General features: G+C 45.2%; 26 protein-coding genes. 10 read left to right on the top strand and 16 right to left on the bottom strand.

The genetic code is table 11. The features are described 5' to 3' along the window. Positions 1–5: 5 nt before the first annotated feature. A complete protein-coding gene (ilvM, locus tag A1QO_RS08600) occupies positions 6–290 on the bottom strand; it encodes an acetolactate synthase 2 small subunit (RefSeq protein ID WP_017034346.1) in 285 nt (94 codons plus the stop codon). Beyond that, positions 290–1,936: an acetolactate synthase 2 catalytic subunit gene (gene ilvG, locus A1QO_RS08595; protein WP_017034345.1), complete on the bottom strand. Its 1,647-nt coding sequence runs from the start codon at positions 1,934–1,936 to the stop codon at positions 290–292. The genes ilvM and ilvG overlap by 1 nt, the downstream gene beginning before the upstream one ends. A 490-nt stretch (positions 1,937–2,426) precedes the next feature. On the opposite strand from ilvG, the gene A1QO_RS08590 reads away from it, so the two are divergent. Then, complete coding sequence (locus A1QO_RS08590) at positions 2,427–3,950, top strand: YifB family Mg chelatase-like AAA ATPase (RefSeq protein WP_017034344.1); 1,524 nt, start codon at positions 2,427–2,429, stop codon at positions 3,948–3,950. A 116-nt stretch (positions 3,951–4,066) separates the two neighbouring features. On the opposite strand, the gene A1QO_RS08585 is transcribed toward A1QO_RS08590, so the two are convergent. From A1QO_RS08585 to A1QO_RS20435, 6 genes are all read right to left on the bottom strand, one after another. Next, the gene (locus A1QO_RS08585) at positions 4,067–5,023 is read right to left on the bottom strand and encodes a DUF2860 domain-containing protein (RefSeq protein ID WP_017040217.1); all 957 of its coding nucleotides are present in this window, start codon (positions 5,021–5,023) and stop codon (positions 4,067–4,069) included. Positions 5,024–5,152: 129 nt separating this feature from the next. Beyond that, positions 5,153–5,752, bottom strand: a complete 600-nt coding sequence (locus tag A1QO_RS08580) for a thiol:disulfide interchange protein DsbA/DsbL (RefSeq protein ID WP_017034342.1) — start codon at positions 5,750–5,752, stop codon at positions 5,153–5,155. Positions 5,753–5,788: 36 nt separating this feature from the next. Then, positions 5,789–6,775 carry a serine/threonine protein kinase gene (locus A1QO_RS08575; RefSeq protein WP_017034341.1) on the bottom strand — a complete coding sequence of 329 codons (987 nt, stop codon included), beginning with the start codon at positions 6,773–6,775 and terminating at the stop codon, positions 5,789–5,791. A gap of 57 nt (positions 6,776–6,832) precedes the next feature. Further along, positions 6,833–8,251, bottom strand: a complete 1,419-nt coding sequence (ccoG, locus tag A1QO_RS08570; RefSeq protein ID WP_017034340.1) for a cytochrome c oxidase accessory protein CcoG — start codon at positions 8,249–8,251, stop codon at positions 6,833–6,835. A gap of 327 nt (positions 8,252–8,578) precedes the next feature. Next, positions 8,579–8,845 carry a YihD family protein gene (locus tag A1QO_RS08565; RefSeq protein WP_017034339.1) on the bottom strand — a complete coding sequence of 89 codons (267 nt, stop codon included), beginning with the start codon at positions 8,843–8,845 and terminating at the stop codon, positions 8,579–8,581. A gap of 113 nt (positions 8,846–8,958) precedes the next feature. Further along, positions 8,959–9,126: a hypothetical protein gene (locus A1QO_RS20435; RefSeq protein WP_170746653.1), complete on the bottom strand. Its 168-nt coding sequence runs from the start codon at positions 9,124–9,126 to the stop codon at positions 8,959–8,961. A gap of 345 nt (positions 9,127–9,471) precedes the next feature. On the opposite strand from A1QO_RS20435, the gene A1QO_RS08560 reads away from it, so the two are divergent. Continuing rightward, positions 9,472–10,266, top strand: a complete 795-nt coding sequence (locus A1QO_RS08560; RefSeq protein ID WP_017034338.1) for a sporulation protein — start codon at positions 9,472–9,474, stop codon at positions 10,264–10,266. Positions 10,267–10,351: 85 nt separating this feature from the next. Beyond that, positions 10,352–11,011, top strand: coding sequence for a PAQR family membrane homeostasis protein TrhA (gene trhA / locus A1QO_RS08555; protein ID WP_017034337.1), 660 nt, complete (start codon positions 10,352–10,354; stop codon positions 11,009–11,011). A gap of 100 nt (positions 11,012–11,111) precedes the next feature. On the opposite strand, the gene A1QO_RS08550 is transcribed toward trhA, so the two are convergent. From A1QO_RS08550 to def, 5 genes are all read right to left on the bottom strand, one after another. Beyond that, the gene (locus tag A1QO_RS08550) at positions 11,112–12,557 is read right to left on the bottom strand and encodes a TrkH family potassium uptake protein (protein WP_017040216.1); all 1,446 of its coding nucleotides are present in this window, start codon (positions 12,555–12,557) and stop codon (positions 11,112–11,114) included. A gap of 28 nt (positions 12,558–12,585) precedes the next feature. After that, on the bottom strand, positions 12,586–13,962 hold the full coding sequence (gene trkA, locus A1QO_RS08545; protein WP_017034335.1) for a Trk system potassium transporter TrkA: 1,377 nt from the start codon (positions 13,960–13,962) through the stop codon (positions 12,586–12,588). A 90-nt stretch (positions 13,963–14,052) separates the two neighbouring features. Next, a complete protein-coding gene (gene rsmB, locus A1QO_RS08540; RefSeq protein WP_017040215.1) occupies positions 14,053–15,336 on the bottom strand; it encodes a 16S rRNA (cytosine(967)-C(5))-methyltransferase RsmB in 1,284 nt (427 codons plus the stop codon). Between the two features lie 148 nt (positions 15,337–15,484). Then, positions 15,485–16,432 carry a methionyl-tRNA formyltransferase gene (fmt, locus tag A1QO_RS08535; protein WP_017041597.1) on the bottom strand — a complete coding sequence of 316 codons (948 nt, stop codon included), beginning with the start codon at positions 16,430–16,432 and terminating at the stop codon, positions 15,485–15,487. A gap of 91 nt (positions 16,433–16,523) precedes the next feature. Next, positions 16,524–17,042, bottom strand: a complete 519-nt coding sequence (def, locus tag A1QO_RS08530) for a peptide deformylase (protein WP_017034332.1) — start codon at positions 17,040–17,042, stop codon at positions 16,524–16,526. Positions 17,043–17,181: 139 nt separating this feature from the next. Between def and A1QO_RS08525 the strand changes: the two genes are divergently transcribed. Genes A1QO_RS08525 through A1QO_RS08510 form a run of 4 tightly spaced genes read left to right on the top strand, consistent with a single transcriptional unit; the run spans position 17,182 to position 20,559 of the window. After that, positions 17,182–18,318: a LysM peptidoglycan-binding domain-containing protein gene (locus tag A1QO_RS08525; protein ID WP_017038337.1), complete on the top strand. Its 1,137-nt coding sequence runs from the start codon at positions 17,182–17,184 to the stop codon at positions 18,316–18,318. Positions 18,319–18,373: 55 nt separating this feature from the next. Continuing rightward, positions 18,374–19,486, top strand: coding sequence for a DNA-processing protein DprA (dprA, locus tag A1QO_RS08520; protein ID WP_017034330.1), 1,113 nt, complete (start codon positions 18,374–18,376; stop codon positions 19,484–19,486). Positions 19,487–19,488: 2 nt separating this feature from the next. After that, complete coding sequence (locus A1QO_RS08515) at positions 19,489–19,965, top strand: DUF494 family protein (RefSeq protein WP_017034329.1); 477 nt, start codon at positions 19,489–19,491, stop codon at positions 19,963–19,965. Between the two features lie 33 nt (positions 19,966–19,998). Continuing rightward, a complete protein-coding gene (locus A1QO_RS08510) occupies positions 19,999–20,559 on the top strand; it encodes a DNA topoisomerase family protein (protein ID WP_017040214.1) in 561 nt (186 codons plus the stop codon). 64 nt (positions 20,560–20,623) lie between these two features. On the opposite strand, the gene A1QO_RS08505 is transcribed toward A1QO_RS08510, so the two are convergent. Together A1QO_RS08505 and purE are read right to left on the bottom strand one after the other, a co-directional pair. After that, positions 20,624–21,748, bottom strand: coding sequence for a 5-(carboxyamino)imidazole ribonucleotide synthase (locus tag A1QO_RS08505; protein ID WP_017038335.1), 1,125 nt, complete (start codon positions 21,746–21,748; stop codon positions 20,624–20,626). A 3-nt stretch (positions 21,749–21,751) separates the two neighbouring features. Continuing rightward, positions 21,752–22,237 (bottom strand): 5-(carboxyamino)imidazole ribonucleotide mutase, encoded by a 486-nt coding sequence (gene purE / locus A1QO_RS08500; protein ID WP_017034326.1) that lies wholly within the window; start codon positions 22,235–22,237, stop codon positions 21,752–21,754. Positions 22,238–22,683: 446 nt separating this feature from the next. On the opposite strand from purE, the gene hemF reads away from it, so the two are divergent. The 3 genes from hemF to A1QO_RS08485 all read left to right on the top strand — a co-directional run bounded on the left by hemF (position 22,684) and on the right by A1QO_RS08485 (position 24,825). Further along, a complete protein-coding gene (gene hemF, locus A1QO_RS08495) occupies positions 22,684–23,601 on the top strand; it encodes an oxygen-dependent coproporphyrinogen oxidase (RefSeq protein WP_017040213.1) in 918 nt (305 codons plus the stop codon). Positions 23,602–23,725: 124 nt separating this feature from the next. Then, complete coding sequence (gene aroE / locus A1QO_RS08490; RefSeq protein ID WP_017034324.1) at positions 23,726–24,562, top strand: shikimate dehydrogenase; 837 nt, start codon at positions 23,726–23,728, stop codon at positions 24,560–24,562. Further along, complete coding sequence (locus tag A1QO_RS08485) at positions 24,559–24,825, top strand: DUF1488 domain-containing protein (protein ID WP_017040212.1); 267 nt, start codon at positions 24,559–24,561, stop codon at positions 24,823–24,825. Before aroE ends, A1QO_RS08485 begins: the two co-directional genes overlap by 4 nt. A 24-nt stretch (positions 24,826–24,849) precedes the next feature. On the opposite strand, the gene A1QO_RS08480 is transcribed toward A1QO_RS08485, so the two are convergent. After that, the gene (locus A1QO_RS08480; protein WP_017034322.1) at positions 24,850–25,395 is read right to left on the bottom strand and encodes a gamma carbonic anhydrase family protein; all 546 of its coding nucleotides are present in this window, start codon (positions 25,393–25,395) and stop codon (positions 24,850–24,852) included. Positions 25,396–25,693 lie beyond the last annotated feature (298 nt).

The raw sequence follows: 25,693 nt of genomic DNA, 5'->3' as shown, positions 1-25,693 counted from the left end.
CTTCCTTAAGCGTTAAGTGTGTGTTGTAAGTTGTTGTTAGGGAGTTCGTTATTGTCGATTTTGGTCACTTCAACGCTGATCACATCCCATAATTTTTCAATCTGATTAGTGAGAAATTCAATAGGTCGATCGCTATCGACAATAATTTCTACACTTGCAATTTTGCTGTCGTGATTTTGTGTTCCCGCCACTTGTTTTACAACAAAGCCGCGGTGGCGAACGACGCGTAAAACGCGCTCTAATAGAACCGGTTTATCATCGGCTTTAATATCTAAGAAATATCTTTCCATTAGGTGTTCTCCAACATTTCACTGTTTGATGCACCCGGTGGTACGAGTGGCCAAACATTTTCTTCTTCATCGATCAGGACATGTAAAAGGTATGCTGTTTTACTTTCGAGCATTTCTTTTAACGCCGGTTCAACTTCTTCTTTGCGAGTGATGGTTTTTCCTGGAATATCAAATGCTTTAGCTAGCATGACAAAGTCAGGGTTATCATCCAAAATCGTTTCGCTGTGGCGGCCGTCAAAGAATAAGGATTGCCACTGGCGAACCATGCCTAAACGAGAGTTGTTCAACAACACCATTTTGACTGGAATTTGGCGACGTTTTAAGGTGCCAAGCTCTTGAATATTCATCATGAAAGAGCCGTCACCAGAAATCAGGATGGACTGATCATCAGGTCGAGCAACGGCAGCTCCCATTGCAGCCGGTAAACCAAAGCCCATTGTCCCTAAACCCGCAGATGTGATGAAGTTTTGTGGATCACGAGGCTGAATGTGTTGCGCTGCCCACATTTGGTGTTGGCCAACATCGGTAGAGACGATAGAGCTGTCTGGCATCATGTCCGATAATTGCTTAAGCAAAAGTGGGGCAAAGATAAGATCGCCCGGGTGATCATATCGCCATGTAAAGGCGGTACGCAGCCCCTCACTGTGGTGAGCCCAAGAGCTGATGTCGTGAGTGCATTTCAGTTTCGGCAGTATTTCACGAATATCACCACGTAATGCTGCGTTGGCATGACGAAGCTTGTTGATTTCAGCGGCATCAATATCAATATGAATGACTTTAGCATGAGGCGCGAAGGTATCGAGTTTTCCGGTCACACGGTCATCGAAACGCGCACCGACAACGATCAAAAGGTCACTTTCTTGGACGATAAGGTTGGCGGCTTTTGTGCCGTGCATCCCCAACATACCAAGATAATGTGGGTCGTGGCGGTTAATCGTTCCCAAGCCTTTCAATGTACTCACGGATGGCATTGGGTTGTCAGCGAGAAACTGACGAACGGAGTCAGTGGCTCTGCCGAGTTGAACGCCGCCGCCAACGTATAAAACGGGGCGCTTCGATTCACGAAGCAATGCATTCGCTAGGCGAAACGCTTCAGGCGTTGGTACTGGAAATGGGATATGTTCGAAATCCGGTAAGGTTTCGACAGGGGCTTCAGCTAACTGAACATCTTTCGCAATATCGACGATGACAGGGCCTGGTCGACCCGCTTTCGCGACTTCAAATGCTTCTGCAAGTGTTGGTGCTAGGTCATGGATATCAGTCACGAGATAACTGTGTTTAGTACAAGAAAGAGACATACCGATGACATCCATTTCTTGAAAAGCATCAGTACCAATGTGGGAGCTGGCAACTTGTCCGGTAATTGCAACTAAAGGAATTGAATCCATGAAAGCATCGGCAAGGCCGGTGACGAGGTTAGTCGCGCCTGGACCAGAGGTCGCCATGCAGACAGCGACATCTTGTGATGATCGCGCCATACCAATCGCTGCCATTGCCGCGCCTTGTTCATGGCGACATAAAATATGTTCTACACCACACTCATAAAGGGCATCGTAGATAGGCATAATGGCACCACCAGGGTAACCAAAGACGGTTTTTATGCCTTGTTGTTTTAATGCGGATACGACTAAATCTGCTCCTTTCATCGTATCCCTCTCATACTACGACTTGGCTCGTAGTGACTTCCATTATTTTTGCACGTCATGTGCGCTCCCATTCTTCCTGTCATTTCTCGACTGAACCTTGGTTGTATTCGGTCGGATGTGCTTCAATTTTTAGTGTACTAATTGTAAAAAAACCCCCGGACTTTTCAGTGCGGGGGTTTTTAAAATCTTGTGGTTACTTGCTGCCCACTATCCCCTGCGCGGTGTCAATAATGACCACGATAATCAGGAGTACCAGAGTGTTAAGGCGAGCTTTGAAGTTCATTTTATTTTTTATCTTCGTTTTTGTATTTTATAAATATTGAACAAAATATGTTGCGTACCTAGTGGTAACATAGAATTCCGTTAAATGACAAGCAAAAACTCATTCTTTTTTCACATTTCCTCAGCCTCTAGGCGGGTTATATAACACCCTCATTCAAAAAAGAACCATTCAATTGTTCATGTGAATCGGTTTCAGTAGGTAAGGTAAATGGGGTTAGCCATCGTTCATAGCCGCGCGAGTGTAGGTGTTGAAGCACCAGAAGTGACGGTAGAAGTTCATATCAGTAATGGGTTGCCAGGATTTAGCTTGGTCGGGCTGCCTGAAACTACGGTCAAAGAAGCAAAAGATCGCGTTCGCAGCGCCATTATTAATTCTCGATTTGAGTTCCCAGCAAAGCGGATTACGGTCAATTTGGCACCGGCAGATTTACCCAAAGAAGGCGGCCGATTTGACCTCCCTATTGCATTGGGTATTTTGGCGGCGTGTGAACAGATTCCCATCGATAAATTAGCGCAGCGCGAGTTTATCGGTGAGTTGGCGCTTTCTGGTGAATTACGAGCGATCAAAGGGGTATTACCAGCTGCGCTTGCGGCCCAAAAATCTAAGCGCTGTCTTATTGTTCCACACTTAAATGGTGATCAGGCTGCCTTGGTTGGTAAGGAGATACATAAGTCAGCGCAGAGCTTACTGGAAGTGTGTGCAGAATTGTGCGGGCAGCAGTCCCTCCAGCTGTTTCAAACTAAAGCCAAATTCAGTGACGCTAAACTGACACGCGACTTGCAAGATATTATAGGCCAACAGCAAGGTAAACGAGCGTTAGAGATTGCCGCTGCAGGAAACCACAATTTACTTTTTTTGGGGCCACCTGGCACTGGAAAAACCATGCTGGCGTCTAGGCTGTGTGATTTACTGCCCGAAATGTCAGTGAATGAAGCGATGGAAACGGCTTCGGTTGCATCCTTAACTCAACAAGAAATCAATGAGCACAACTGGAAAAAGCGGCCGTTTCGCTCGCCTCATCATTCAAGTTCGATGGCGGCGCTGGTGGGGGGAGGCTCGATTCCTCGGCCCGGAGAGATTTCTTTAGCCCATAACGGGTTACTCTTTTTGGATGAAATGCCCGAATTTGAAAGAAAAGTGCTCGATTCATTGCGAGAACCTTTGGAGTCGGGTGAGATCGTGATTTCTCGCGCTCAAGGAAAAACCCGTTTCCCAGCTCGCTTTCAATTGGTTGGGGCGTTAAACCCAAGTCCTACTGGTTATTACGAGGGAAGTCATACGCGTACCAATCCTCAATTGATTCTGCGCTACTTGAGTCGACTTTCTGGTCCACTGCTTGATCGGTTTGATATGTCGATAGAAATTCCAGTGCTACCCAAAGGCGTTCTTACAGAAGGTGGAGACAGAGGTGAGCCTACTGAGGTGGTAAAACAACGAGTGAAAATCGCCAGAGAACGAATGCATGAGCGAAGTGGCGTGGTTAATGCGCTGCTTGGTAGCCGAGATATCGATCAATATTGCCCGTTGGAAAAAGTCGATGCTCAGTTTTTAGAAACCGCTTTGCATCGCCTTGGTCTTTCTATTCGTGCTTATCATCGGATCATTAAGGTCGCTCGAACCATTGCCGATCTCGACGGTGCAGAGAGAATAGAGAAGCCTCACTTAGCAGAGGCGCTTGGGTATCGAGCGATGGATCGATTGTTAAAGCAGCTGACCTTACAAGCGGTCTAAGAAGATGGTTAACAAGGCGGCATAACATAATAGGTTATCTTATTTTAAAGATGTGTCGCGATCATTAATCCGCCATAACCTGATGTTTATGGCGGTTCTAATTTATGATCTAGAGATTAGAATTTGTAGTTAACCCCCAGTGTTACGATGCTTTGAGATTCATCATAAAAGTTAATATTTGCATCGGTTTGGCTATACCCAACGAAAGAAATGAAAGACCAATTTTGCCAGCCCATCAAGTTTTGGTATTCATAGGCGACAAAAAATTTCAATCCATCATCGTTACGTATTTGATTTCCAAATAAGTGATTACCCGCTTGATAGTCATGCTGAGAATAGGCCGCGGTTAAAGCGATGTTATGCTCACCGATTGATTGAAACAGACTCAGTTCACTTCGGTACCCCTGGTAAGAATTGGCTTCCCCTTGTGCATCGCTTTCAATATACGCGATGGCAGGCAGCAGCATGGTCGTGCGGCTTAGAGGTATTCTTACTTGCCCTTTGATGAGAAAGGTTTTGGCGTCACGAGCTAATGCGGTATTGACCAGGGCATCCTGCTCAACCTCTTTATCAGCGTAGGCCATGTCGAGAGAGAATAAGCTCCCTCCAATATTCGACAGCTTTAATCGATAAGCGTTACCGTCGACATCGGTTTCTTGGCGTGCCGTTGTGGTCTCGTAAGGATTCTGCCACTCACTGCCCGACATGACCGTTGGAAGGTAGGCGATGTCTACTGTCATTCTCGAAGGGAATTGATATTTATAACCCAATTGTAAGGCAAGTGTCCCTATCGCGATATCATCACGAGTCGTACCAAAATAGACCTGTTGGTTTGATCGGCCGAATGTATAGGCAAGATTACCTAGCGGGGCAACAATCACTGTGTCATCGGTTTCTGCGGTTTGATCTAAACCGGTTAGAATGGCATTAGCGTTGGTATTGAGATGCGATTGAGTGGAGATATACCCAGTATTGAGAGAGATCTCTCCGCTAAACCCATTGCTAGAGCCCAGTTTGGCGTAAGTAGGGGCGGCAGTCAGTAAGGTAAAAAGTAAGATATAGCTGGCTTTCATTAGGTTCTCCATCACCTGAACAAGAGCTTCTACTATACGTTATGATTTATGTACTTATAGCGTTTTTTAATAAAAAAAGAGAACGCACTATGTTCTCTTTCATTGGATGGTGATTCTGTGGTGGTAAAACTACTTGGTCAGCAAGTAATTCACTAGTTCGAAGTATTCCGTCGTCGTTTTGATTGACTGAGCTTGAACAAGGTAGCGGTTATTGACCACGAGAGCAGGGACACCAGTTAGGCCACTGTCTTGAAACTGTTTATCAAAACGGCGAACCATGGAATCGACGGCAAAACCATTATATGCCGCGTCGTATTTCTTGCCATCAACGCCTTCATCCAAGAATATTTGGCGCAACTCTTCTTCATTTTTGGGTGGCTTGCCCATGTTATGGATGCGATTAAAAAGGACTGGGACCATTTTGTCTTCGACTTTTAGAGCGATCATCGTGGCATACGCTTTACTGACCGGTTTACCCATTGATCCGCCCATGAATGAAACATGGCTTTTCAGTAGCTTAGCGTCTTCTGGTAGCTGTTGTTTCATTTGTTCAATAACAGGTTCCAGTGAATTACAGTGAGGGCAGTAGAAAGAGAAAAACTCCGTGACTATCGGCTTTTTTGAAGGCTCAAGATCGAGCACTTTATAGTGTGTTCCTTCTTCAAACTGTGCCGCGTGAGCTGTAATACTCAGCATTAGGGTTGCGAAAATTGCAAACAGCTTCTTCATTGTTATCTCCATATTCTAATTATAAGGCAAATGCCATTACCATTGTGGTGTGAGTGATAATGACGGTTCACTCAGCGCCGCAATTTGTTCTTTAAAGCCTAAGACTTGGCTTTCCCAGTATTTTGGGTCATTAAACCAAGGAAAAGCGATGGGAAAAGCCGGATCTTGCCACCTTTTTGCCAACCAAGCCATATAGTAGACCATTCGTAGACCACGCAAAGGCTCAATAAGTTTCAGCTGCGAGTGATCAAAATCACAAAACTCTTGATAAGCTTCTAAAACGATGTCCAGTTGAGCCAATTTTTCTGTTCTATCGCCACTGAGAAGCATCCATAAATCTTGAACAGCGGGGCCATTTCGAGCGTCATCGAGGTCGACAAACATTGGGCCATCTCGCCATAGAATATTGCCAGGATGGCAGTCTCCGTGTAGGCGAATAATATCGACGTTAGGCTGCCATTGTGCTTCTAATCGAGAAATTAACAGGTCAAGATCGCTGAAAAAAGCGTTCTCAAGGTGCATTGGAATAAAGGTCGAATTTTCCAACAGCTTCTTCGGCTGATGCAAATATTCATCTAGGCTGATCGTCGGTCGATGAGCAAATGTGCGCTGCTGCCCAACTTGGTGAATGCGACCAAGAAAGCGACCCACGCCTTCCAGTTGATCCAAGTTATCCACTTCGAATTGTCTTCCGCCTACACTCACAAACAATGCAAATAGGTAGCCTTGGTATTGATGTAGAGTATGACCGTTAATTCGACATGGCGGTGCGACCGGCACTTCGGCGTCGTGCAGTTCTAGGGTAAAGTCGTGCTCTTCTTGGATTTGCAGTTCGCTCCATCGCTCAGGTCGATAGAACTTCACAACATAGCGTTGACGTTCTTCATCGGTGAATTGGTACACACGGTTTTCGTAGCTGTTAAGAGGCAAGAAACCAGACTCGGCACGAATACCGATACTCTCTAATGCGTACCACATGAAATCGGGTGTCAGGGCATTAAAATTAAAGGCTTTTTCGGTCATAAAATAAAAAGGCTCATTAACTGAGCCTTTTCCTTAGTGTAAGAGTGAGAATATCGATTAAAGCTTCTTAATAAATCGACTTTCTACTTCAATACTGAAGTCGTCATTGTCAGACAGTATAAACTGAATCGTCGTGACAGATGAGGTTAAGTTGTCAGGATTGACTCCTAAGCTCATTGGCAGGTTGAGTACTTCCCCTGGTTTCACCTGAACCGTTTGGCGACCGTACCAAGTCGCATCGGTTAAGCCGGTGACTTCCAGTTGGTAACGCTGCGTCTGTTGTGTTTTATTGATGATCTTCAAGGTGTAAGTATTTTCAATTTCACCGACGTTGTTTTCTCTGAACAGCTCACTTCGGTCACGAATAACACTGAGTCCCGCAGGATCGACACTGGCGATTTGCACAAAGAATAATCCAATCATCACAACAAGAACCAAGCCGTAACCAATCAGTTTTGGCCGCATGATATCGGTCTTATTGCCCGCCAATTGGTGTTCCGTGGTATAGCTAATGAGACCTTTTTTGTATTTCATGCGCTCCATGGTTTGATCGCAAGCATCAATACATGCGCCGCAGTTAATGCATTCGTATTGCAGACCGTCACGGATATCAATACCCGTAGGGCAAACCTGAACACAAAGGTCACAATCGATACAGTCACCTAATCCCAATTCTTTTGGATCGGCTTTACGTGCTCGTGGGCCGCGCTCTTCACCTCGCTTGCTATCGTAGCCGACAATGAAGGTATCTTTGTCGAACATCGCTGATTGAAAACGAGCATAAGGACACATGTGGATACACACAATGGAGCGCATCCAACCGGCATTCGCATAAGTACATGCGGCGAAGAAAATCACCCAAAATACAGGCCAAAAAGTGCCACTAAAGGTGAAGAAATCGACAACCAATTCTTTGACCGGAATAAAGTACCCGACAAAGGTTAAACCTGTTGCAAGAGCGATGGCGATCCAAGCGCAATGCTTTAATATTTTTCGAAACAGTATTTTCCCAGTGAGCTTTCCTGAATCTTGTTTACGCCGCTTGTTGGCGCTGCCTTCGAGTTTTTCTTCAAACCAGATGTACATAAAAGTCCAAACGGTTTGTGGGCAAAGGTAACCACACCAGACTCGACCTAAAAAAGTGGTGATAAAAAACAGCCCAAATGCCGCAATCATAAAGAGCAAGGCGAGGAGCGTGAGATCTTGTGGGTAGAGTGTGGTGCCAAAGAAGTTAAACTGCTGGCTGGCAATATCGAGCAGGATCGCCTGGCGTTCTCCGTAAGGTATCCACGGAATCAGAGTGAATAGCGCGAGTAAAAACCAGCCCCCATAGCGGCGTAGTTGCTGAAATACCCCTTTGCTTTCTCGAACATAGATGCGATTGCTTGGGTTGAAGCGATCTTGTTTCCCTTTATGGGTCTTGGGGTTATATGTTTTGGGAGTGATATCCTTAACATCGATCTTGTCCTGACTCATGAAGTCATCCTTTTCTTTGGGCTGCTAGGCATGGGTTCTGCTGCTCATGCTCTATCGACATTGCATTTTGGTTGGTCAATACTTTTGTTTGTAAATTAGCGTTGCTCGCAAATTAACGCTTTTGCAAATGCATCTTGTTTGCTCAGACGTAATTTAATCGCCTGGGCGCTAAGTGGCGGGTTATTATACAGTGGATTGTGGATTCAATTGTTTAACATTAACCACACTTCATAACAAAATGTGCCTGTTTTATGCTGGGTTAGCCTTAAAGGGAATAAAAAAGCGACCGGATGGTCGGTCGCTAAGATCATCAGGGAAGAAAATACGTTATTTGATGATGCCTCGGGCGCGTAGAATCGCCTCTTTAAAATCATTTTCTTGGTCTTTCTTTAATCCTGGAATCATGTCTGATTTATCGCTATTACGCATTTTTAGATGGTAAATAAGCACGTCGTCAGTGAGGTCGTCGAGTTTGCCTTCATAACCAGCTTCTTTCGCTAATTTTACAATAAATTGTAATAAGTTCAGCTGCTGGTCTTTTTGCCATTCAGGCTCGAGAAGCTCGACTAATTCTTCAATTCTATGGCACTTCACTATTTCATCTCACGGTTATCATTTTATGAGATGTAATGTATCAAATATCACGTTTAAATCTAGGGTTGGTCGATTTTAGGTACAAAAAAGCGCAGTGAGTACTGCGCTTTTTATTAAGCCGCTTTTGTTTCTTTAGTAGGGTCTGACACCGTTCTTGCTGTCTTCTCTGCCAAAGTCATCACGGGTGTTGCCTGTCTTGCTGTCGGAGCAGTAGCAAAGCCACTACGACGACGAGACGCACTGCGATTTGAGTGCGCAAACCTGACGGGTGTTGGGCGCATTGATTAACCTAACTGCCAGGCATATCCATTGCCAATTTAATGGCCTAAGCCGTTATGAGTTGAGCTTCAATTGCTTGAAGGGTGGCTCTTCTGGCTCTCGCCAATCCAAATAACGACTCAGGAGTTGTGATATGCAAGCACATCAAAAAATAGATTAGCACCAACTTGTGGGTTGGTCGATATATAAACAGTTTTTGTGTGGTTTTTTTATGATAAAAATGTGATTGAAATAGAGGCTAACAATTTGACGGGTCTTTTCAGGACGGAAGTAGGAAAAACGCTAGTGGGGCGATTGAGTTAAGACTCGATTCGTGGTTACTATGGATACTCATCAAGGAGGTGTGTATGTCATTTTTCAAGAAAACCCTCGCAAGTTTTGGTATCGGTTCAGCCAAGGTTGATTCGGTGTTGCAACAAGAAGTGTTGTACCCTGGTCAAGGCGTCAACGTGACCATTCATGTCTATGGCGGTTCAAGTGAACAAGAAATTGATAATATTGAGCTAAAGCTGTGCTGTCGATATGTCGAAGAGGTAACGACTGAGCCTGGAAAAAATTCTGAAGGCCAGCGTACTCGTCGTGTCAATAAAACACACACATTAGCCGAGTGGACGTTGCCCTATGCATTCACGATAAAATCAGGTGAAGAGCGAGATTTTAACGTTGAACTAGACGTCCCACTTAATACCCCTGTGACCATCGGGGATGCGAAAGTGTGGTTGGAAACCGGTCTGGATATTTCGATGTCGATCGATCCCACGGACAAAGATATTTTGACGGTGAGGCCCGACCCGTTAATGGATGGGATTTTTACGGCACTCGAAGAGCAAGGACTAAGAATTAGGCAAGTGGAGTGTGAGGCGGTCAAAGGCTTTGAATTACCCTTTGTCCAAGAGTTCGAATTTGTACCTACGACAGGTCCTTACCATGGGCGCTGGCGTGAAGTTGAAATCGTTGCGCACCATACAGAAAGCGAGTTGAAACTTTGGTTTGAAGTGGATCGAAATCGCAAAGGTGCAAAAGGTATGTTGGCAAGCTTGCTTGGGTTGGGGGAATTAAAACGCGAGTTATCTATTCCTATCGGAACCAATCCGGAACTGGCAGGGAGACAGGTTCTCGCGTTTTTAGAAGAGAGCTGTTAAGCGTGGATAATTATTTAAGCTTACAAGTGTAAGCTTAAATGTGCGATACTGCCGATTATTGAATTTCTACTTTGGTTAGTCGCTCATGAACTCTGCAGTTAGCTCGGAATATTCCGTCCGTGAAGAACAGGCAAATGCAATAACCCATGGCCTTGGTGTGCTTTTTGGCATCGTCGGTTTAGGACTCCTACTGCATAAATCGATTCATGCTCAAGGTGATACGCTGACTCTAGTGAGTATGGCTGTTTATGGCGCGAGCATTGTTGTGCTTTTTCTGGCGTCAACTTTGTATCACTCTATCCCTTCCCCTAAAGCTAAACGTTGGTTAAAAACCTTTGATCACTGTGCGATTTATTTGCTGATTGCCGGCAGCTATACCCCTTACTTACTGGTAAGTCTTCGAACGCCACTTGCGATTGGGTTGATGGCCGTCATTTGGTTCATTGCCTTGTTCGGTGTTATCGCCAAGCTGTTTTTTGTTTACAGGTTTGAAAAGTTGTCATTGGTGACTTATTTAGCCATGGGGTGGCTGTCGTTAGTCGTTATCTATCAATTGGCTATCAGCATTGAAGTCGAGGGGCTAATCTTGCTTGCCGCAGGCGGGATTGTCTACTCACTCGGTGTGGTGTTTTATGCCATTAAACGCATTCCTTATAATCATGCCATTTGGCATGTGTTTGTTTTAGCAGGGTGCGTGTGCCACTTTTTTTCTATATATCTGTATGTGGTTCCTGTTTCTTCATAAGGTTAGGCCATAGGAGGCTGTGGATATTTTGTCTCAGGGGTTTTAATCAGCAAGGGTTGGAATCAGTCGGAATTTGAATAAACAGGAATACACTAAACCGTTAACTTCTCCAGAATGCTGGGAAAAATAGCACGAGCAGAGTTAAAATCTCCAACCTTCCCATTAACATGCCAAAGCTTAATAACCATTTAGCGGCATCGGGTAACGGAGCGAAATTACCCGTTGGGCCAATGATAGAACCCATTCCCGGCCCGACATTGGCGACTGCAGTAATGGAACCTGAAATGCTGGTGATAGGGTCAAGCCCCATTGTACTTAGCCCTGCGGCAATGAAGATAATGGTAATGAAGAACATCAAGCCAAATGAGACGACAGAGCGAACAATATCGTCGTTCACCGGGCGCTGGTTGTAGCGCTGAACAAACACTCCATTAGGGTGAATAAGTTTCATCATCTGTTTATTCAGTAGCGCTATCGCAATCTGAAACCGGAAGACTTTAATCCCTCCTGAGGTTGACCCAGAACACGCGCCCGCCATCATTAAAAACGCGAAGAGAGTGGTAGGAAGTGCGCCCCATGCGGTGAAATCTTCTAAACCAAACCCAGTCGTCGTGACAACAGAGACGATATTGAACATCGCAACACGAAGGGCATCTATGCTCGAATATCCATCTCTCACGACCAGCCATAAGGCAACAACGAAGCTAGAAATTAGGAATAGATAGGTAAAGCCTCTTGCTTGAGAGTCTTGTAACAGTACATCAGGCTTACGTTTTTTTAATGCGGTGACGAAGAGCAAAAATGGTAACCCCCCCAAAAACATAAACAGCGTTGCTACCCAATGCGACCCATGAGAGAAGCTATTCATCGAACCATCAGAGGTGGAATACCCACCGGTGGATAAGGTGGTAAAGGCATGATTAATCGCTTCAAACAGTGACATACCCGTGACAACAAACCCAATACAACACAACAGGGTTAGCGTCAGGTAAACAATCACGATATTTTTTGCCACGGTTTTGGCCCTAGGGCTGCTTTTATCGGACCAATCGGAGGACTCGGTTTGGAACAGCTTCATGCCACCGACATTGAGCATCGGCAGAACAGCGACCGCCATGACAATAAATCCAACGCCGCCTAACCACTGCAATATAGAGCGCCATAATAAAATGCTAGGTGCCATGGTATCCAGGCCACTTAATACGGTGGATCCCGTAGTGGTAATCCCAGACATGGTTTCGAAGTAGGCATCGGTGAAACTAATGTGGTTAATAAACACAAAGGGGAGAGCGGCAAACGCACTGGCGATCGTCCAGACGAGGCTAGTGATGAGGAACATATCACGAACACTGAGTTTAAACGTCGCCGTCCGACCCAGTGATAAGCACAAAAAAGCCACAAAATGGGTAATCAATATCGACTGACCAAACTCCCAAAAACCAGCAGTACCAGTAAAAAAGGCAACGAGAGTCGGGATGTACATAAATAGGGCTAGCTTTGATAAAAGTAGCCCTATGACAAAGAGTATGGGACGCAGGTTTACCATTCAATGATGCTCCTAGTCGCCACGATATCTATAAGAAAAATGCACTTGGTTGGAATAGTGCTTCTACGTCGGGTACGTATTTTTTGTCAACTAAGAACATCACAACGTGGTCGTCTTGCTCGATGATGGTTCTATCGTGGGCGATGAGTACTTCTTCTCCGCGAACAATGGCACCTATGGTTGTACCCGGTGGAAGTCGAATATCCCCAATGGCGCGACCAACGACTTTAGAGGTGGTTTCATCGCCATGAGCGATCGCTTCAATGGCTTCAGCTGCACCGCGACGAAGTGACGAAACATTAACAATATCGGCTCGACGCACGTGAGTTAATAGCGCGGATATTGTCGCTTGTTGGGGTGAGATCGCCACATCAATAACACTGCCTTGCACTAAGTCAACGTAGGCGCCTCGCTGAATCAGCACCATCGCTTTTTTGGCTCCCATGCGTTTCGCAAGCATGGCTGACATGATGTTGGTTTCATCTTCATTGGTTAACGCAATAAACACATCAACCTGATCGATATTTTCTTCCGTTAATAATTCTTGATCGGCGGCATCACCACAAAAGACGATGGTATTTTCAAGATCTTCAGAGAGCTTCTCCGCTCGTTTATAGCTGCGCTCAATCAGTTTGACACTGTAGTCTTGTTCAAGGCGTTTCGCTAAACCTGCACCAATATTACCACCACCCACAATCATAATGCGTCGGTAGGGCTTTTCTAGTCGTTGCAGTTCACTCATGACCGCACGAATGTGGTTACTTGCGGCAACAAAGAACACTTCATCGTCTGCTTCAATGATGGTCGTGCCTTGCGGTCTGATTGGTCGGCCTTGACGGAAAATCGCGGCAACACGAGTATCAATATGTGGCATATGATCACGAAGTGCTGACAGTGCATTACCCACTAGTGGGCCACCATAGTAGGCCTTAACCGCCACTAAGCTGACTTTTTGATCCGCAAAACTGACCACTTGCAAAGCACCTGGGTATTGGATTAAGCGTTCAATATAGCTGGTGACGAGCTCTTCGGGAGCAATCAAGTGATCGACAGGAACCGCACCCGATTTAAACAAGGCATCTTTTTCGATTAAATACTCAGGAGAGCGAATACGAGCAACACGGTTTGGCGTATTAAAGAGTGTAAAAGCCACTTGGCAAGCGGCCATATTCGTTTCATCCATATTGGTGACGGCAACTAACATGTCGGCATCTTGTGCGCCGGCTTCTCTTAACACGTCAGGGTGGCTAGCGTATCCATTCACGACTCGCAGATCATATTTATCTTGTAGCTCACGAAGGCGATCACCATTTCTATCGACGATAGTGATATCGTTATTTTCACCTACTAGGTTTTCTGCGAGCGTACCGCCCACTTGACCTGCGCCAAGAATAATGATTTTCATGCCGTTTCTCTTCTATTACTGCTTTAAATCGTAGAATGAAAGTACTCTATTGCACTTTCATTCTGTGCGGTTCTATCTAGCAAGGTGACGTTATGCTAAAGCCTTTTTCAATACAGCGTAGTAGAAACCATCCATATCATTTTCACCGGGAAGAATTTGTCTGCCTGGGGATGATGGTTCTGATCCAATAAGCTCGGCGTTATCTTTGCGATTCAAAAAAGCACTCACTTGTAAGCTGTTCTCTTGCGGTGCAATTGAGCACGTTGCATATACCATAGTGCCACCTGGTTTCAATTGCTGCCACATCGCATCCATAATTTCACTTTGCAGTTCTGCTAGCGCTTCAATGTCTGTTGCTCGACGCAGCCATTTGATGTCTGGGTGGCGACGAATAACACCGGTTGCGGAACACGGTGCATCAAGCAAAATACGATCAAATTGCTCACCTTGCCACCACTCTTCAGGGTAACGTGCGTCACCGCAAAGAACATCGGCTTTCAGCTGCAATCGGTCTAGGTTATCGTAAACACGGTCAAGTCTTTTCGCGTCGCTATCAATGGCGACGACTTCTGTATCGGTCGTGTGCTCTAAAATATGTGCGGTTTTTCCGCCTGGTGCGGCGCAGCAGTCTAGAATCAGCTCACCTTCTTGCGGGGTTAAATAATCGACAGACAGTTGCGCTGCTGCATCTTGTACCGATACCCAGCCTTTTTCAAACCCAGGTAATTTGGTGACATCGCAAGGCGTGGCTAACTTTATCGCATCCGATGCTTCTGGATGAACGGTGAATTCAATGTCTTCATTTTTGAGCAGTTCTAGGTACTCATCTCGCGTGTGGTGCTGGCGGTTCACCCTCAACCACATTGGTGCTTTGCTGTTGTTAGCCTCAATGATGGTTTCCCATTGCTCTGGGTAACTCTCTTGAAGCATCTTTAAAATCCAGCTTGGGTGGCTATATTTTCCGGCGTTGTGGCTAACGGAGAACGCATCAAGCTCTTCTTGGCTGCGTAGGTAGTTTCGTAACACAGCGTTGATCAAGCCGCTTAAGCTTGGGCCTCGCAGTGTATTGGTGGCTTCAACGGTTTCGCCTACCGCGGCGTGAGAAGGGATACGCATAAAGCCAAGCTGGTAAATGCCCACTAGAATTAGATGGTGAAAAACACGCTTTTTGCCTTTGAGTGAGTTTTCCATCAGTTCGTTAGCAATGGACTCTAAGCGCGGTAAATAACGCAATGAACCGTAGCAAATCTCTTGCAACAGGGCGTGGTCTCTCGGGCGGATTGTTTTTTGAGCGGCGGGTAAAGCGTGAGAAAGAGAATGACCTTTGTCGACGACTTGAAAAAGTACGTTAGCTGCGGCTGCGCGAACATTCATTGTGAATACCTTAAATTAGTGGAGGCGTCTCGGCTTCCTAAAATGTACCGACTTAACATTGGCTAAGTCGGTGAGTTGCTTTGGTGGTGCTTTAGGTGGTGCTTTAGGTGGTGCTTTATTAGGTCGACATATCCGATAGAAATCGAGGCTAGCTGAGCACCGTACCCACCTCAAACCAGCTTGCACGGGCGTTGAGGATATCTTGTACTGGCATGGCTTTTTTACCCGGGACTTGCAGTTGGCTTAGGATAAGAACCTGATTGCCCGTCGCCACGTAGATGCCCGTTTTATCGGCTTGAATGATCGTCCCTGCGGGTTGGTCACATGGTGTTTCATCAACTCGGCTTTGCCACACTTTGATGTTGTTGTCAGCGACGGCAAAGTGACTCATTGGCCCTGGGTTAAATGCACGTACGCAGCGTTCAATGTGCTCAGCGTCGTCTTCCCAGTTGATTTTCGCTTCTTCTTTACTGAGCTTTTTCGCGTAGTTTGCTAGATCATCATTTTGCTTTTCCGCTACAGCCGTGCCAGAAGCAATATCAGCAAGGCAATCGACCAAAGCAGCAGGGCCTAATTCTGCCAGTTTCTCGTACATCGAAGCACTGGTATCATTGGCTTCAATCGGTAAGGTGGCGATCTTAAGCATGTCGCCCGTATCGAGCCCTTTGTCCATCTGCATGATGGTCACGCCTGTCTCTTTATCCCCCGCCCAAATTGAACGTTGAATGGGAGCCGCGCCGCGCCAGCGTGGAAGAATTGAACCATGAACATTGATGCAGCCGAGCTTTGGTGTATCAAGAACCGCTTGAGGTAGCAGTAACCCATACGCTACAACGACCATGATATCGGCATCTAATTCTGCTAATTGCTGCTTTGCTTCATCAGACTTAAAGTTTTCTGGCTGATAAACAGGAATGTTGTTTTCTAATGCCATGTTTTTTACAGGGCTCGCAGTCAGTTTTTTACCGCGTCCTGCTGGGCGATCTGGCGGAGTATAAACAGCAATGACTTCATGTACCGAAGACAACAACGCCGCCAAGTGACGGGCGGCGAAATCTGGAGTACCTGCAAAGACAATTCTCAAAGACTGGCTCAAGGTAGGCTTCCTTTTTTAATGATGGTCTCTAGCTATTAATAACATCTTGTCATCAATAGCCGGTTTAGCTGTGTTTGTTGCTAGGCCGTTATTATCGGTTCGCTTGCTTTTCGTTAAAGCGTTTAATTTTTGCCAGCTTATCTTGGATACGCTTTCGCTTTAAAGGAGATAGGTAATCGACAAAGAGTTTCCCCTTGAGGTGATCCAATTCGTGTTGGACACAGATAGCCAGTAAGTCATCGGCTTCAAAGGTAAATTCTTCACCATCGCGGTTGAGCGCTTTTACTGAAACTTCTGCCGCGCGTGACACTAAAGCACGTGAACCAGGAACCGACAAACAACCTTCTTCAATGCCATCTTCACCGCGTTTTTCAGTGATCTCTGGGTTGATAAGAACCATGGGTTGATCGCGTGTGTCAGAAACATCAATCACGACAATACGTTGGTGAAAATCAACTTGTGTCGCAGCGAGGCCAATACCTTCTTCTTCGTACATGGTTTCAATCATGTCATCGACGAGTTTTTGAATTTCAGGTGTTACCTTTTCTACTGGCTTAGCGACAGTGCGTAAGCGGTCATCGGGGAACGTTAATACTTGTAATACAGACATATACACTCTAAATGTTGAACTGTGCCGAATCGGCCTAAAGGTGGTTGGGTCAATTCTAGACATTTTAGACCCTAAATGACAGCATCCAAACGTGAATAATCGAATTATTGATTACTTTTAAGACTAAAGGAATGAGGCTATGCCGCGCATTAATCATTGGTTTCTTATGCTTTCTTTTTCAATTCTAATGTTCGTTTCTTGGTCTGTTTTTGCAAGCAAAAGTGCACCATTAACGCTAAAAGAGGGCGCGCCTAAGACTTATACGGTTGTCAAAGGCGATACGCTTTGGGATATCTCTGCCCTGTATTTGAACAGCCCATGGCTCTGGCCCAAATTGTGGAGAAATAACCCTGAAATAGATAACCCTCATTTAATTTATCCTGGAGATAAGCTCACCTTAGTTTGGCTAAATGGTCAGCCAGTCTTAAGCTTAAAACCTATGGTAAAAATGAGCCCCAAGGTTAGGGTGTTGGATAAACAAGCCGTTCCTACACTTAAAGAGAGCCTGGTTGTCCCTTATTTGCAATCTGATCGACTCGTGAGCCTAGAGACGCTCCGTTTAGGTAGTAAAGTCTTAGGATCGAGTGGTGGTAAGAAATTCTTAACGTCTGAGGACGCGTTGTTTATTTCTCGGACCACAAATGAACGCCATTGGGGGATCTATCGGGTTGCGAGTGAATTTAAGCGTGACAATCAAACCATGGTGGCGCTGCAACGCATCGCCAGCGCACAACGTGAAAAGCAACAAGAAGAAGATTTAACCCAATTGAAGGTGCTCACTCAGGCCAATGAAATTTGGCTCAATGATATTGCACTTCCTGATATTACGGTCGAGAGTAACGGCTTATCAACCACTTTTTATCCGCTCCCCGCCCCTGATGAGACGATGGCGAAGATTTTAGGGGCGCTTAATGGCAGTCAGTACTCGGTAAGAAATCAGGTGGTTATTATCGATAAAGGTTCTGAAGACCAAGTTATCCAGGGCAGTATGTTTCAGTTGTTTCAGCCGGGGGCTAGTGTGTATCAAAAACAGGGTAAATATAGCTATACCGATGAATCTAACGCCTCTGAATTTCGGCTGCCTGATACATCCATTGGCAGTTTAATGGTTATTCGGCCTTACCGTTATTTCAGCTTAGCCCTCATTACAGACAGCAAGGCGCCTATCAGTAGTGAGGCTTTGCTCGTGTCTCCAAATCATTCATTGAAAAAAACAACCAATACCACGGATGAGCTCTCTATTGTCAATCAACGTTCAATGATCGACGAAGGCTAGCCATGATGTCATTCACAAAGAGAGCGCTGCCCATTAAGGTTGTTAGTCTATTCTTATGTTAGAACGGGAGCTCGCCGCTTGGTTGGCGTTATCTTTTACCCCTAAGATCGGCAGTAAGGCACTCGCTCGGCTTATAGCGGTTGACGCACCGTGTAATCTGATGGATAGAGACACAGAATCGTTGTCCTCTCTTGGTTTATCTCGTGAGCAGATTACCTATTTTAAGCAAGGTTCTGAGCGTGATGTAGGTATGTGTATGGAGTGGTTCCAGGCATCCAATCATCATATTTTGACGCCTCTCGATGAGGAGTACCCTCCTTTACTCAAAGAGGTAGCCTTGCCTCCCCCTGTTTTGTTCGTTAAAGGTGATGTAACCACACTGTCTCATCCACAAATCGCTATGGTTGGCAGCAGAAATGCCAGTATGGAAGGATTGAATAGTGCTAAGTCTTATGCAAGTCGTTTTGTTCAGCATGGGTTAGTGGTGACGAGTGGTTTGGCTTTGGGAATTGATGGACATGCTCATGATGGGGCGTTGAGTGCGGATGGAAAAACCATTGCCGTATTGGGTTCGGGATTGGATCAAGTTTATCCATCTAGGCACAAGGGCCTGGCAGGACGGATCATAGAATCAGGGGCACTGGTGTCTGAGTTCGCTCCACAGATTAAGCCAAGGCCAACGCACTTTCCGCGCAGAAACCGCATTATCAGTGGTTTGTCGGTTGGGGTACTGGTCGTTGAAGCGGCAGAAAAAAGTGGCTCACTGATCACTGCAAGGTATGCCGCTGAACAAGGGCGAGATGTGTTTGCGATTCCGGGATCTATTTATAGCGGTAATAACCAAGGGGGGAATGCACTGATTAAAAACGGCGCTTGTTTGGTTCAAAGTGAACAAGATGTTTTAGATGAAATCGATACTTTGCTAGACTGGTCGATTAAACAACGGTTCAGCAGTCAAGCTGAGCTGTTTGATCAAATAGAGAGCGAACAAGAATTGCCATTTCCACAACTGTTAGCTAACGTAGGGGTAGAGGCTACGCCAGTTGATATTCTCGCGAGCAGGACCAATATACCTGTTCATGAAGTCATGATGCAGATCCTAGAGCTTGAGCTTTCAGGGCATGTTGTTGCAGTTTCCGGTGGCTATATTCGAAATGGGAGGGGCTAGCTATGATGATGGACATACTGATGTATTTGTTCGAAACCTATATCCATAGCGATGTGGAATTACAAGTGGACCAAGATGAACTTGAAGATGAACTTCTTCGCGCGGGGTTTCACGAGAAAGATATCTATAAAGCCCTTCATTGGTTGGAAGAGTTGGCATTACTTCAACAAAGTGATGAGCATTCGGCTATTTCTACTTGTGCAGCGACATCAATGCGCATTTACACGGCAAAAGAGATGCAGCGGCTTGATTTAGAAAGTCGTGGCTTCTTACTGTTTTTAGAGCATATTAATGTGCTCACAACAGAAACACGTGAAATGGTGGTTGATCGCGTGATGGGGCTAGAAACCAACGAATTTGAATTGGATGATTTGAAGTGGATTATTTTGATGGTGCTGTTTAATGTACCTGGAAATGAAAATGCTTATACGCTAATGGAAGAGCTGTTATACACAACCGAGCAAGGTATTTTGCATTAAGTTGCCACCTTTGATTAACCACTTAAGAGCCCAATGAGCAGTAAAATAGATCAACATTTATTTTCAAACCACGAGCATGCGCTAGAACATGAACCTTGCCCTAATTGTGATGGAAAGCTTCAACTCCGCCATGGCAAACACGGCCCTTTTTTAGGTTGTACTCAATACCCTAGCTGTGATTTTATTCGACCATTGCATCAAAATGATGGGCACATAATAAAACCATTGGGTGTCGCTTGCCCATTATGCACAAACGAGTTGGTTTTACGCCAGGGGCGATATGGGATGTTCATTGGCTGTAGTCACTACCCTACTTGTCATCACATTGAGTCATTAGACAACAAAAGTGATGACAAAGTACCGCAGTACGCGTGTCCTGATTGCGGTAAAGGACACCTCGCTGAGAGGAAAACACGCTTCGGCAAGGTATTTTATGCATGCGATTGCTACCCTAAATGCAAATTTGCTGTAAATTTGCCCCCCGTTAAAGGTCGCTGTGAGCAGTGCGGTTTTCCATTGTTAGTTGAAAAGAAACTCGCCAGTGGGGTTAAGCTGCAATGCGCTGATAGACGTTGTCATCACATTCAGAAATAAATAAAAAATGACGCAATAGCGTCATTTTTTATTTGGTTTTTACATAGGTTACTGACACTAAACATTAATTTTTAGCCAGCTCATGAATGGCTGGGTAAGCACGTTCATCGAGAACCTTAGCCAGAGAGGCCAAAGTCAGCTGAAGTTCTGTGGCTGATTGAGCTGAAACATTGATGTGTCCCATTTTTCGACCCGCCCGCTTTTCTTTTCCATACCAATGTATATGACAGCCTTCCGTAGAAAGCAGAGCGTCTGGTAGTTTGTCTTCACCCAGTATATTGACCATCGCAGTAGGTCGGATAAGCTTAGTTGATCCTAAAGCCAGACCACAAACAGCGCGTAGGTGATTTTCAAATTGACAGGTTTCTGCACCTTGCTGAGTCCAGTGTCCGGAGTTATGTACTCGCGGAGCTATTTCGTTGACCAGTAGTTGCCCATCAACATCAAAAAACTCTAACGCAAGAACGCCCACATAATCTAGGCGATTGGCAATCGCTGAAAACATCTGCAGTGCTTGGCTTTGCAGTTGGGGAGCATCAATAGCTGTTGATAAGCTGAGTACGCCATTGGTGTGAACGTTTTCCGCTAATGGGTAAACGGCAATGCTGCCATCTTTTGCTCTTGCTCCCACAAGAGAGACTTCTCGATTAAACGGAATGAAGGCTTCGGCCACAATCGATTGAGAAGGAGAAGAGGCGATACATTCAGCCATTTCAGACCAGATGGCATCAACGTCTTTTAGCGATTTAAGACGCCATTGACCTTTTCCGTCATACCCGCCTAAAGCACTCTTCAACACCATTGGAAGCTTAACGGATTCAATGGCGGCATCAAAATCTTCACGGGTATTAACGATGTAATAGTCAGCATTTCTCACCTGGGCTTGATCAAGTAGCGCTTTTTCTATTCGTCGGTCACCACCGGCTTTGATTGCTTCTGTCGTAGGAAAAAACTTTCCACTTTTTTCACAGATATCGAGCACATTATGTGGAATGTGCTCAAATTCAGCCGTAATCACATCTGCTTGTGCAATAGCATTTTCTAATCCTTGACCAATTACCGCCTGAGTCAAAGGATGAACGATGGTTTCACTGTTCACATCAAAGGCTGATATCTCAATATTAAGTGGTGCGCCAGCCAGTGACATCATTCGAGCAAGTTGACCTGCACCTAATACCAATACGTGCATGGTTTAGTCCTCAGCAGGATTCGGGTTGGCAAGGACGGTGTCGGTTTGTTCTGTTCGGAACGCTTCAACTTTAGCCATGACTGTCTCATCGTGTGTGCCGATAATTTGTGCGGCTAGAATTCCAGCATTGGCCGCACCTGCTTCACCGATAGCCAAAGTACCAACGGCGATCCCTTTAGGCATTTGTACGATGGATAACAATGAATCCATCCCTTTAAGAGCGCGAGATTGTACTGGAACCCCTAATACCGGAACACTGGTAAAGGCCGCTGCCATACCTGGTAAGTGAGCAGCCCCGCCCGCTCCAGCGATGATGACTTTAATGCCACGCTCTTTTGCAGTAGTGGCGTAATCTGCGAGTAGCTGAGGAGTTCTGTGCGCAGAAACGACCTTGGTTTCGTAAGGGACACCAAATTGGTCTAGCATCTCTGCTGCTAGTTTCATGGTTGGCCAATCTGATTTAGAACCCATAATAATGCCGACTTTCATCTCAAACTCCTTCAAGCTTCAATAATTAGGTGAGTGGATATTTTGGGCGCATTATACGGGTAAAATCGCATCAAGCAAACGTTTGCGCTAGTGTTAAAAGAAGAATCATACAATTTGTAAACAAATACCTTAGGCACGGATTGTGATTATTTGTACACTTACCATGCTCACTGCGGATAAATCAGAGTCAGGGTGCTAACCTGACGGGGTTTATTTCGTGCATCACCATCTCTGAAGTGTAGCCGCTACTGGGTGATAAACGGTTTGCCATACTCGAATAGAAAACGAGTAGAAGCGATAAACCGAGTGAGAATAGAGATGCCAAAACCTCAAGGGTCGTAAGGCAAGGCTGACCATTTCGATAGAGAAAGTACGATATAGCAAGTTCGATAAAGAAAGTCAGATGAAGTCAAAAAGATAACCAAAATCAGCGTTGGACAAGAATGATGGCAAGTATTGATAAGCACAAAGTGAAGCAGTTTCTATTATCACTGCAAGATAACATCTGTTCTGCACTAGAACAGGCAGATGGCACGGCTAAGTTTGAACATGACGATTGGGAAAAAGGTCCGAGTGAGCGACTTGCTGGTGGTGGCCGAACACGAGTTATGCGTAATGGGCATGTTTTTGAGCAAGGTGGTGTTAACTTCTCACATGTCTTGGGCGAACAAATGCCAGCATCAGCTACGGCGCACCGGCCAGAGTTAGCAGGCCGAAAATTTGAGGCGATGGGTGTTTCGTTAGTGATGCATCCTAATAACCCGTATATCCCGACGTCTCATGCTAATGTGCGTTTTTTTATTGCTGAAAAAGAGGGCGAAGACCCGATCTGGTGGTTTGGTGGCGGTTTTGATTTAACGCCGTTCTATCCTTTTGAGGAAGATTGTCAGCATTGGCACAATGTTGCCAAAGATATTTGTGAGCCTTTTGGTGCCCAGGTATATGCCGAGCATAAAGCTTGGTGCGATAAATACTTTTTCTTACCACATCGCAAAGAAACGCGGGGCGTTGGCGGTTTATTCTTTGATGATCTCAACCAGTGGGGCTTTGATAAGTGCTTTTCCTATATGCAAGCGGTGGGAGAGGGCTTTACTGATGCCTACTTGCCTATTGTTGAGCGAAGAAAAGAGACGTCATTTGGTGAAAGAGAGCGCGATTTTCAGCTTTACCGTCGAGGACGTTATGTTGAATTCAACCTGGTGTATGACAGAGGAACGCTGTTCGGATTGCAAAGCGGAGGGCGGACTGAATCGATTCTTATGTCGATGCCACCATTAGCTCGCTGGGAATATGCCTACCAGGTAGAAAGTGATTCCCCAGAAGCGGCGCTTTACGATCACTACCTAAAACCTCGAGATTGGTAATCGATCGCTTTCTATAGGCTTTCTTCTTTATGTAGTTTCTTCTATTTAGAGTTAGTGATAGGGTCATATTTTAAGGCACATGTCTTTTAGTGTGACTCTTTTTAATTTCTTATAGGTTAAGGATATGACTCAGCAAATAGATCGTTACGTGGTTTTCGGCAATCCCATCACACAAAGTAAATCTCCCTTCATCCATACTCTATTTGCGCGCCAAACCAATCAGCCTCTTACTTATGTGTCGGCTTGTCCGCCAAAAGATGGATTCAAACAAGCGGCAACGCTCTTTTTTTCAGAAGGCGGCAAGGGCTGTAATATTACGGCGCCTTTTAAAGAAGATGCTTATCAATTCGCTGACCGTTTAACAGAGCGAGCACAGTTAGCGGGCGCGGTGAATACGCTAAAGAAATTAGATGATGGAGAGATCATTGGTGATAATACTGATGGTGAAGGGCTCGTTCAGGATCTCCTTCAATACCAAGTGCCTTTGAAGGGTGCTCGTATTCTATTGATTGGGGCTGGTGGGGCTGCAAGGGGGGTAATCAAGCCGCTTTTGGATCAAAACCCAGCTGAAATTATTATTACCAATCGAACTCATGCAAAAGCTCAACAGCTCGCAGACATGTTTGAATCTTATGGAAATATTAAAGCGATCAACATAGGGGAAGTGGATGAGTCTTTCGACGTCATCATCAACTCCTCTTCATCCGGCTTAACTGGCGACTTGCCAGCAATATCTCCAGCAATATTTTCCCCTTACAGCGTTGTCTATGACATGGTGTACGGCTCAGGAAAAACGAAATTTAACCAATGGGCGGCAGAGCACTCGGTGTCAGCCACCTATGACGGTTTGGGAATGCTCGTCGGCCAAGCCGCAGAAAGTTTTATGCTATGGAGAGGATTGAGGCCTGGCTCAAGACAAATCCTAAGAGAGTTACGTAAAAATTTGGAAGGTCTTCAATGAATCAGTCTATTTTATTTCCAGACATGCAGGATTGGGATGAGAATTTAGAGAGGGTGAGCTTCCCTGCCCAACAAGCTGGTGCATTAATCGAATGCTATATATCAATGGAGCAACTAGAAAAATTATCTGCTCAAGAAGTGAAGTCACCACAACAAGCGCTTGATGTGTTTAATCAGTATCGTTTCGATATTGAAGAAATAGTAGAAGAAAAAATAGAGCAAGAAGAATGGACCTCTTCTGGCTCTATTGATGTGTTGCTCTAACTTGGGCAAAGACGAGTCTTAGAGTTAAATAGAAGTGACGTTATTGATATAGTCATTTTTATTCTGAACATAGTTATCAGAAGATTTTTGCAAAAAGGCTTGTTCTTTTTCGGTTAAGGGCCGAGCCTGCTTAACGGGGCTACCCACATAAAGGTAGCCACTTTCTAAGACCTTGTTAGGGGGGACTAAGCTTCCTGCACCGATCATGACATCGTTCTGAATTACCACACCATCTAGGACGATTGCTCCCATGCCGACTAAAACGCGATCATGAATCGTACAGCCGTGTAGCATCACCTTATGTCCTACGGTCACGTCATCACCAATCAATAACGGGTAGCCTGCAGGGTTTTCGATATTCTTATGCGTAACGTGTAGCACGCTACCATCTTGTATGTTGGTTCGTTGACCAATATGGATATGATTTACATCTCCGCGAGCAGCGACCAAAGGCCAAATACTCGAATCATCACCAATTCTAATGTCACCCACTAAAACAGCACTACTGTCTATATAGACGCGTTCACCAATATCCGGGGCGATTCCTTTATAACTGCGTATTGAACTCATAAATTCTCCTTAGTCATTAGGATTAAACGGCAAATATGGACGAATTAGTAGCAAAAATGGTCTCTTTGATTGAAAATTATCCAGGCAGTTAAGGAAATCAAAAAAAATTAAAAAAAGCACTTGCCAACGTGACCGCGATCTCTATAATGCCCCCTCGCTGACACGGGAAAGCATCATTACTTCGGTTTTGAAACGCCCAGCCAGCAAGGTCTACTAGCTTAAGCCGAGTGCTTAAAATGTTTTGAAAAAGTGGTTGACACTAAAAATCAAATCGCTAGAATGGCCGTCCGCTTAGAGA

The sequence above is a fragment of the Vibrio genomosp. F10 str. ZF-129 genome, assembly GCF_000287055.2.
In the GTDB taxonomy this organism is placed as follows: Bacteria; Pseudomonadota; Gammaproteobacteria; order Enterobacterales; family Vibrionaceae; genus Vibrio.
Note: the sequence above shows the minus strand (reverse complement) of the source record. Positions and strands in the feature narration are given on the sequence as shown.